The organism is Glaesserella sp., assembly GCF_041817755.1.
GTDB lineage: Bacteria > Pseudomonadota > Gammaproteobacteria > Enterobacterales > Pasteurellaceae > Glaesserella.
This window is the reverse complement of record NZ_JBGYBX010000055.1, coordinates 122,285-130,007: the sequence shown is the minus strand read 5'-3', so window position 1 is coordinate 130,007 and position 7,723 is coordinate 122,285. Positions and strand designations below refer to the sequence as shown.

General features: G+C 39.0%; 12 protein-coding genes. 7 read left to right on the top strand and 5 right to left on the bottom strand.

The genetic code is table 11. The features are described 5' to 3' along the window. Positions 1-319 (bottom strand): KilA-N domain-containing protein (locus ACEYKX_RS08535; RefSeq protein WP_373780705.1); only part of this gene is annotated, 319 nt, incomplete at its 3' end. A 335-nt stretch (positions 320-654) separates the two neighbouring features. Here ACEYKX_RS08535 and ACEYKX_RS08530 point away from each other — a divergent pair. From ACEYKX_RS08530 to ACEYKX_RS08520, 3 genes are all read left to right on the top strand, one after another. Further along, on the top strand, positions 655-987 hold the full coding sequence (locus ACEYKX_RS08530) for a hypothetical protein (RefSeq protein ID WP_373766357.1): 333 nt from the start codon (positions 655-657) through the stop codon (positions 985-987). A gap of 822 nt (positions 988-1,809) precedes the next feature. Continuing rightward, positions 1,810-2,106 (top strand): type II toxin-antitoxin system RelE/ParE family toxin, encoded by a 297-nt coding sequence (locus tag ACEYKX_RS08525; RefSeq protein WP_373766359.1) that lies wholly within the window; start codon positions 1,810-1,812, stop codon positions 2,104-2,106. Between the two features lies 1 nt (position 2,107). Continuing rightward, positions 2,108-2,398 (top strand): addiction module antidote protein, encoded by a 291-nt coding sequence (locus ACEYKX_RS08520; RefSeq protein ID WP_373766360.1) that lies wholly within the window; start codon positions 2,108-2,110, stop codon positions 2,396-2,398. Positions 2,399-2,518: 120 nt separating this feature from the next. Here ACEYKX_RS08520 and ACEYKX_RS08515 read toward each other — a convergent pair whose 3' ends face one another. From ACEYKX_RS08515 to ACEYKX_RS08505, 3 genes are read right to left on the bottom strand one after another with little or no spacing between them, the layout of a single operon-like run. Next, a complete protein-coding gene (locus ACEYKX_RS08515; RefSeq protein WP_373766361.1) occupies positions 2,519-2,893 on the bottom strand; it encodes an ASCH domain-containing protein in 375 nt (124 codons plus the stop codon). Next, complete coding sequence (locus tag ACEYKX_RS08510; protein WP_373766362.1) at positions 2,871-3,926, bottom strand: N-acetyltransferase; 1,056 nt, start codon at positions 3,924-3,926, stop codon at positions 2,871-2,873. The genes ACEYKX_RS08515 and ACEYKX_RS08510 overlap by 23 nt, the downstream gene beginning before the upstream one ends. Positions 3,927-3,943: 17 nt before the next feature. Beyond that, on the bottom strand, positions 3,944-4,660 hold the full coding sequence (locus ACEYKX_RS08505; protein ID WP_373766363.1) for a helix-turn-helix transcriptional regulator: 717 nt from the start codon (positions 4,658-4,660) through the stop codon (positions 3,944-3,946). Positions 4,661-4,789: 129 nt separating this feature from the next. Here ACEYKX_RS08505 and ACEYKX_RS08500 point away from each other — a divergent pair, with 129 nt between their 5' ends. Further along, positions 4,790-5,011, top strand: coding sequence for a transcriptional regulator (locus ACEYKX_RS08500; protein WP_373766364.1), 222 nt, complete (start codon positions 4,790-4,792; stop codon positions 5,009-5,011). Between the two features lie 19 nt (positions 5,012-5,030). On the opposite strand, the gene ACEYKX_RS08495 is transcribed toward ACEYKX_RS08500, so the two are convergent. Further along, the gene (locus ACEYKX_RS08495) at positions 5,031-5,294 is read right to left on the bottom strand and encodes a hypothetical protein (protein WP_373780704.1); all 264 of its coding nucleotides are present in this window, start codon (positions 5,292-5,294) and stop codon (positions 5,031-5,033) included. Positions 5,295-5,582: 288 nt separating this feature from the next. On the opposite strand from ACEYKX_RS08495, the gene ACEYKX_RS08490 reads away from it, so the two are divergent. The 3 genes from ACEYKX_RS08490 to ACEYKX_RS08480 are packed head-to-tail and all read left to right on the top strand — an operon-like array spanning position 5,583 to position 7,722. Next, on the top strand, positions 5,583-6,275 hold the full coding sequence (locus tag ACEYKX_RS08490; protein WP_373766366.1) for a phage antirepressor KilAC domain-containing protein: 693 nt from the start codon (positions 5,583-5,585) through the stop codon (positions 6,273-6,275). Beyond that, positions 6,272-7,054, top strand: coding sequence for a helix-turn-helix domain-containing protein (locus ACEYKX_RS08485; protein WP_373766367.1), 783 nt, complete (start codon positions 6,272-6,274; stop codon positions 7,052-7,054). Before ACEYKX_RS08490 ends, ACEYKX_RS08485 begins: the two co-directional genes overlap by 4 nt. Then, a complete protein-coding gene (locus tag ACEYKX_RS08480) occupies positions 7,051-7,722 on the top strand; it encodes a replication protein P (protein ID WP_373766368.1) in 672 nt (223 codons plus the stop codon). The genes ACEYKX_RS08485 and ACEYKX_RS08480 overlap by 4 nt, the downstream gene beginning before the upstream one ends. The last annotated feature ends 1 nt before the right edge of the window (position 7,723 follow it).

Sequence of the window (7,723 nt, the reverse complement as noted above, 5' to 3'; positions counted from 1 at the left end):
TCGGTTGGCACTGTTGTTTGTGCATTTCCAAAAACGCCCGTAATACGACTAAGTGAAATTTCGGGCTGATCCACATTGCGTAGGCTAAAACGAGTTCTTCGCAGGCGTATGTTCCGCCTTGTGTGCCGCGAATAACTTTTACGGCTTTGTCGTTGCTATCCTTTTCGATTTCCGCGATGAGCTCTTTTGTTTGGTCGTTACGAAGAAAAAATGTTGGCTTGTGCTTATCTTTTCCGCCGCTGGAAACATGAAGATCGTTTAAGCTGAATAAATTTTCGTATGCACGAACTGATGTGCTGAGAATGGTTAAATTTGACATTTTATGCCTCTGGATTTTTAGTTTAATGTATCGTCTAACCGTAGTAGGGTTAGACGGGCTTCAACTACCGAATCCAGTCGGCGGAACTTATTTCCACAAGGGTATTGTATTAGGTTCTCTCGACCCGTCCATCGAAAGTTGCAAATTTGCAACTTTTAAATTTTAGGCATAAAAAAACCGCTATGCTGTCGGGTGCGGATAACCGCTGGATTTAGGTAGTGCGGTTATCTTAATCCGAAGTGGGGCGGGTGTCAATCCCACAGACTGAAATCCCCTTGAGTTGTGCTAGAATGTAAGTGCTTAATTTATATTCATCAACAAAAGGAGATTTCAGTATGTGGGAAGCGTTGATTGCATCTCTTTTTTCTCTCTTAAAAGAACATTTCGACCATATTATTATGCGTATTACGACTTGGTGCTTATCGTTTATTCTTTGTTGGTTGTACTTGCCTTTAAGCTTTAAATACGGCTTAGAAGCACGTCCATTGCCGGCATTACCTTCTTATGCTCTTGTTTATTTATTCTATTTGACTGCTGCAACTGCATTCTGGCAAGGCTTTTTTCTCCTCTTGGAGATAATGGGGTTGATCATTGAAAAAATTGTTAAATGCAAAGCTATTCAACCACAAGCCAATAGGGTTAAGGTTGATAAGCAACAGGATGAGTAAACATTTTTTTAAGGTCATTTTTTATTCCTTTGTTGTTTGTTGCCATTCAGAACCGCTCTCAATCAGATCAGGCTTAGCTATCCTTAAGTGGTAACCGTACGTGTTACCCAGACCTTTGGCGGAACGTTGAGAACGGTTTTGAATGGCGACTGTGATTTTTATCCTTGCCACAGTCAGCAAGAGAGAACACAAATTAAACTTGGGTCGTCATCCCTATTAAAAACCGCTCCTGAGGTGGCTCGCGGTGACTAAATCTTTGAGCAAACTTAACTGCCTTGTTAAGTCCTATGGAGCGTTGATTTGCTACGCCGGCTCAACGCTAAGCCTCGATAGCCATTTTGTTGAACTTAACAAAATGGTCACATTAACCATCTCGTGGGTACGCACGAAATGGTCAAATTTATCACTTGCGTTTGTGCTACCTGATTCATTGCCAGTGCTTAACCTTTCCACAAGTAATCACACCGCCTGAGCTATGGCTTTCACATAGCTTGTTGATACCATCTCACCTTTGGCAAGCGGTGCGTTTTTGTCTGAATTTTTAAAGAGCATTGAGCCGTAGCTCGTGTTGATGGGTTAATAATATCTTTATGATATCTGTAATGCAATATCTTTTTGATATTTATTTTGCGGTATCTTTGTTACATTTGTGATATCTATTTGATTTGTTAAGGAAATAAATTTTAAGATGTGTGTTTAATTGCTTGTTTTTTAATCAGAAAAGCAAGTGCAAGAGGTGGATTTTGCGAATTTATAAATAATTGTGAAATATAGTTCACAGCTTGGGCGCTGTTTGGTATAATTTCATGCAAGGAGGCGGTAATGATTCAAATCAAATCGACAACAATTTTTAATAAATGGCTTGATGACTTAAAAGATCTGCGTGCGAGAGCGAAAATTCAAACGCGGATTAAGCGGTTGCAACTGGGTAACTTTGGCGATGTAAAACCGGTTGGTGAAGGTGTGTCAGAGCTACGAATTACCGAAGGTAAAGGGTATCGGGTTTATTTAAAAAATCAGAATGGTGTGATTGTGATTTTACTCTGTGCCGGTGATAAATCGACGCAAGAAAATGATATTAAGCAGGCGAAAGCGTTAGCAAAAGAATTAGGAGTTTAATATGGCGGAATTACAAGATTTTGATATGGCGGAACATTTAAGAAGTGAGGAAGAAATTCAGCTTTACTTGAATGAAGTGTTAAAAGAAGATGATGTGGATTTGATTTTATCCGCTTTAGGCGATATTGCTAAAGCACGCAATATGAGTCAGTTAGCGAGAGAAGTCGGGGTAAGCCGGGAGGGATTATATAAAGCCCTTTCAGGCAATGGAAATCCGACTTTTTCTACCGTGTTAAAAGTGATGAAAGCACTGAACCTTACGCTTGAAGTAAAACAAGCGACACACGCTTAACATAGCCCTCTTTGGAGGGTTTTGTTTTGCAGAAAAGTGAGAGAATTCAACCGCTTGTAGGATGTCGACGAAACAGATTTCGTCGAGATAAAAGAAAACCGCCGTGTGGCGGTTTGTTGACTAGTTAATGTAACAATAGGATTGCGGGGGAGTGCCTGAAGGTAACACATCTGCAATTCCAAGCGGCTCATCGTACAATTCAAATGAATCAATTTCAAATGCGTGAGCTAAAGCCCTTGCAGAAAAGTATTGATCAAAGAAATTCTTAGTGATGCCTGAGAATTCCTTTGTCTTTTCCCAAAGAGATTCCGGTGTGTGAGACAATGTATCTTTAACTTTAAATTCACCGACAACTTTTCCCACGGGCATTGTGGAATACACAACAACGGTTGTTATGCCCTCTCGTTTTGGTAGAGATTTTCTAAACTCAAATTTTTTTTCACCTGAAATGATTTTTTCCACGAACTCAGGCTTAATGGATAGCAAGATTTTCACTAACTTCTCCTCTTGACAATATATCTCTATATTGTTTTTCAGTTAATTTAATAAAACCCCAATATTGGTTCCTTGTTATACCAATATCTTCAATTAATGATTTTCTTATTATACGCTTATTCAATGCAATATTATAGGTAAATTTAATTATTATAGGATATTTTTTTGACTTGAATAAATTTTCTAATTCTTGCTCTGAAAATATACTATATGGCAATGTATATCTTAAAAATTCATCGAGTGATTTAAAAGCATTGATATTTTTAACTTCCTCTACTACACAAATAGATGTGGCTACTGAACTATATTCTGCATTCGCTCCATCTGCTGTTCTATAAATCACCAACGTATCACCAGTCTTTATACGCTCAGTTCCAAACATAGACGTAAGGTAGATTTTATGAATGCTATTAGTATGTGAAGTGTCTTTAATTAAAAGTGTAGGGTCTTCATTTTTTAAAATAGAATCAGGAAGTAATCTTGAATGCCATTGTGGGTAGAGTGAGATAAGATAGCGATTTGATATTTCTGGCGTGTTTGGATAGTCTTTCACAATATCACCCGTTATTTGAGAAATATTCTTAAACAATACAAGTTCACAGCCATTTTGTGTTAATTTCTTTGCTCTAGCTTCAAAGCCATATTTTTGGAATAAATTTAATAGTGCGGTATGTTTTTCAAACAGTGTTACATAAATTTCATCAATATTTCTTACTAATGAAATATCAAATACTTTCTTTATGAATCGTTCACCTAATCTTGTTCCGTGAGGATTTATTTTTAAAGTTCCTATTTTTAATCTTTCTTTTCTTGGTTGTTTAGGGGTAATATCATTCAATTCTTCATCTTCATTCTTTAAATAAAGAAATCCATCTAACAGACCTTTAGAATTTAAAAAAATGAATGCACCTTCATTATTGTTCTTCTTTTTATTAAACCAATCTGTAAACTCTTTATAATCGGCTTTTAAGCTATCAAAGAATGAATCATCTAAATTAATATTTTCAAATTTAGTATAAATTAAGTTTTCCATAAGTTCCCCCTATTATTTCACCCAATAAAATTCAACTGCTGGCTTTGATGCACTTTCACTTTCGCGTGAATGAAAAGCTGTTCTTGACTTTCTTCCGTAATTTCCCATTTTTCATAAAGTTTATTATCCGAAATAACAAGTAATTTATCGCCGATATTTTGTAACCTTTTAACATATAAATGATCTTTATAGGTAAATACATAAACGCCATCTCCCTCAAACATATTGATGCTAGTATCCACAAAAAGCAGATCGCCGGTTTCAAAGGTAGGTCGCATTGAATCACCGTTTAAGTTAATAATGCGAATATGCTCAGGTGGCATATTACGGAAGAGCGAATAATACTGTTCAGGCACATAGCGGAGCTGATTAACCACTTCAACTAAATCATTATTTGAGCCAAATCCAGCACTGGCTTCAATATTTAATACATCAATAATCACTAAATCGGGTTCTGGCATCTCATCTGGTGCGATGATTGACCTTAAGACAATTGACTCTCCGCTATGATCTTGATCTAACCAACCCCTCGGTTTATTCATGCCATCTTCCAGTTTTGCAGCAATCTTATCGCCAATACCTTTAGGTTTGCCGTTCTGAATAGCATTCTTATTTTTGATTTGTCTTAAGTAATTCGCTGTCACTCCAGATCTATCTTCAAGACGCACAACACTCCCTGCTTCTTCAATCAAAAGCAATAAATTTTTGTATCGATTTTCTTTTATGGTGCTCATAGCTGCCTCCTTAGTTAAGTTTTTATTATTTTAATATCGTTTTGATATCAAGTTAATAAACAAAAAGATATTGATTTGATATCGGTTACAAGATATCATTTAGATATTGCTTATTAATAAGGTATCAGAATGGAACTACAAGAATATTTATCAACAGAACGTGGAGAGGCGGCTCGCTTAGCAAAATTTATAAAAGTGGCACCGCCTATTGTGTCATTTTGGGCAAGCGGAAAACGACAAGTACCAGCAGAGCACTGTCCAGAGATTGAAAGATTTACAAATGGGAAAGTAACCTGTGAAGAGCTACGCCCTGATGTGAATTGGGCTGTATTACGAAATTCAGGTAAATAAAAAACCCCCGCTGCACAAATTACTCTTTTTTGAACAATTTATCTAATACAACAGGGAGTAAAACAAGGCTCCAAAAGAAGAATGATAGTTTAAGTGAGAAGTAAGCCCAAATGGGCTCAGTGAGCAAAAAGTGGAAACCAAATTCAGTGAGTTCATCTTTGCTGAAAGAGCCAAAGGTTGTGAATACAGCGATACACATAATGGCTGGAATATAAGCTGGGTTGTCAAAATCTTTTTTAGTATGGCGGTGAATAAGGATAAGCAGTAATGGAATGCCATTCACGAGTACACAGGCTAGCCAGTAAGAGATGTGACTTAAATAGAAAAGTCTTGGCAATGCAAGGAAGGTGAAAAAGCATAGACCAAAGAACAATTCTCTTAGTTTTAAAAAGGACATAAAAATGATGAATAAGTTAAAGAAAAGGTTACACATTATTACACAGGTTTGGCGGAAAGATAAGGAGCTCGTCTTGCTCTGTATTTGTGCCGTAGTGTTGTATTTGAGTGGGTTAATTTATTGAAAATAAAAACCCACGCGGGAACGTGGGTATATCAAAGGGAGATAAATATAATGAAATCTTTATTATTATCTACTAATCAGAAAGAAAATGCAACCCTGACGATGAGTAGTCGGGAGATTGCCCAAATCACAGAAAGCAGACACCGTGATGTGTGCTTATCTATTAGAAACCTGATGAATAAAGGGGTGATTGGGGGGTATACGGAAAGTCCGTACACCCATGAGCAAAATGGGCAAGTCTATTATGAGTATCATATTAATAAACGTGATACTTATGTCATTGTGGCTCAATTCTCTCCTGAATTTACTGCTCGTTTAGTCGATCGCTGGCAAGAGCTGGAAAGCCAACAAGCGGTACGTTTACCACAAACTTTTGCAGAAGCGCTACGTTTGGCGGCGGAACAGGCGGAAATTATAGAGAGCCAAGGTAAGCAGTTAGCGGAACAAGCGCCTAAAGTGGCTTTTGTGGATCATTATGTTGATGTCGGTACCAGTAAATCCTTGCGCGAAACCGCCAAGATTTTGAATTTCCCCGAGAAACGAATGATTGAATGTTTAGAGCGTGATCGTGTGCTGTATCGTCAATCCGGCAATTTGTTGCCGTATTCGGATAAACAATCCAAACAATTATTTACCGTAAGGACTGGTACGGCAGAGCACGGTCATAATTTCACGCAAACCCGAGTAACAGGTAAGGGGATTGAGTGGATAGCGCAACGTTACGCATCGGAGTTAGGGCTATGAGTATGCTTTTAACAGCGCAGGCAATGAAATTAAAAATTGGTAATCCGGCGCGCAAGTTAGTTTTGTTAAAGCTCGCAGATAATGCGAACGATAAAGGGGAGTGCTTCCCAAGTTATCAGCATATTGCCGAACATTGCGAAATTAGTCGTCAATCTGCGATTACGCATATCAATGCGCTGATTGAGATGGGCTTGGTAACTAAAAAAGAGCGCAAAACAGCTGAAGGTAATACCTCTAATTTGTACCTTTTGCACCTTGAAAAAGGTAGTCAAAATTCTGGACTAGGGGTAGTCAAAAATCTTGACCAACCTAGTCAAAATTCTGGACTAGGGGTAGTCAAAAATCTTGACCCTGAACCAGTCAATATTAACCAATCAATTAACCATACCCCCCTACCCCCCAAAGGGGAACCGTTGCCTGCTGAGACGAAAAAATCTCAGTTAAGCGTCGAAGTGGAAAATCCTGAAACGGTCGATTTACCCGATTATGTTAATCGGGAGAGTTGGGTGGCTTACTGCCAAATGCGAAAAGCGAAGCGGTCTGCGATTAAAACCCGAAAAACGCTGGAACTGTGCTTACGGGATTTGGAAAAACACAGTGGCGGCGATCCGAAACTGGCGATAGAAATTTTGGAGCAGTCGACTGCAAACTGTTGGACGGGGATTTTTGCCCTGAAAACAGACTTTCGGAAACCATCCGGCGCAACGAATGCTCACGATAAATCGGGGGCGTGGGCGGTTGGTCGAACTATCAACGTGAAAGTGGAGGCAATGAGATGAAATCAGTATCAGAACTTGTAAAACCAAATCTTGTCGGTTCGCAGCCAAATTACCAAGTGCCAACGGAGAGCTCCGTGGAAATCACACCGCAAGCGGTTGCAGTGATGGATAAATTATTCGACCACTTAACGGTAATTTGCCCCGCTTGGCATAAATCGTTGCCAAGTGATGAAAGTGTTGCGAATTTCAAAACGTTATGGCTTGAGGAAATTATCAATGCCGGTATTCGTAACTGGCGCTTGCTTACGAGAGGATTAGAGCGTTGCAAGCAAGTTAAAAGCCCGTTTTTGCCCTCAGTGGCACAATTCATCGAGTGGTGCTTAGCGGAGGATTATCAAGCTCTCGGATTGCCAGACGAAGAGCGGCTTTACCGCAGAATTAGTCAATTCATGGCGTTTGGAATGGAAGAAGTCCACCGGTTTAATTTTACCAATAACGCCGAATATTGGCTGATTACAGGGTTATACCAGCGCAACCGAGCGGGCGAATGGAGCGAGAAGAAACTCCAGGAGGAAATTGGCAAAGCGTTGAAGAAAATGGCGGAGCGAGTGAAATCAGGTGCTCGTATACCTGAGCCGAAAATCACGTTACCGGAAACGGTTTCAGTAAGACCGAGTGACGAAGTTATTAATCGTAGATTCGCCGAGTTGAAGGCAAAAATGGGATAAG

Excerpts from the sequence above, each read along its gene's own strand:
- ACEYKX_RS08530 (WP_373766357.1), top strand. The coding sequence starts at position 655 with ATGTGGGAAGCGTTGATTGCATCTCTTTTTTCTCTCTTAAAAGAACAT.
- ACEYKX_RS08525 (WP_373766359.1), top strand. The coding sequence starts at position 1,810 with ATGATTCAAATCAAATCGACAACAATTTTTAATAAATGGCTTGATGAC.
- ACEYKX_RS08520 (WP_373766360.1), top strand. The coding sequence starts at position 2,108 with ATGGCGGAATTACAAGATTTTGATATGGCGGAACATTTAAGAAGTGAG.
- ACEYKX_RS08510 (WP_373766362.1), bottom strand. The coding sequence starts at position 3,926 with ATGGAAAACTTAATTTATACTAAATTTGAAAATATTAATTTAGATGAT.
- ACEYKX_RS08505 (WP_373766363.1), bottom strand. The coding sequence starts at position 4,660 with ATGAGCACCATAAAAGAAAATCGATACAAAAATTTATTGCTTTTGATT.
- ACEYKX_RS08500 (WP_373766364.1), top strand. The coding sequence starts at position 4,790 with ATGGAACTACAAGAATATTTATCAACAGAACGTGGAGAGGCGGCTCGC.
- ACEYKX_RS08490 (WP_373766366.1), top strand. The coding sequence starts at position 5,583 with ATGAAATCTTTATTATTATCTACTAATCAGAAAGAAAATGCAACCCTG.
- ACEYKX_RS08485 (WP_373766367.1), top strand. The coding sequence starts at position 6,272 with ATGAGTATGCTTTTAACAGCGCAGGCAATGAAATTAAAAATTGGTAAT.
- ACEYKX_RS08480 (WP_373766368.1), top strand. The coding sequence starts at position 7,051 with ATGAAATCAGTATCAGAACTTGTAAAACCAAATCTTGTCGGTTCGCAG.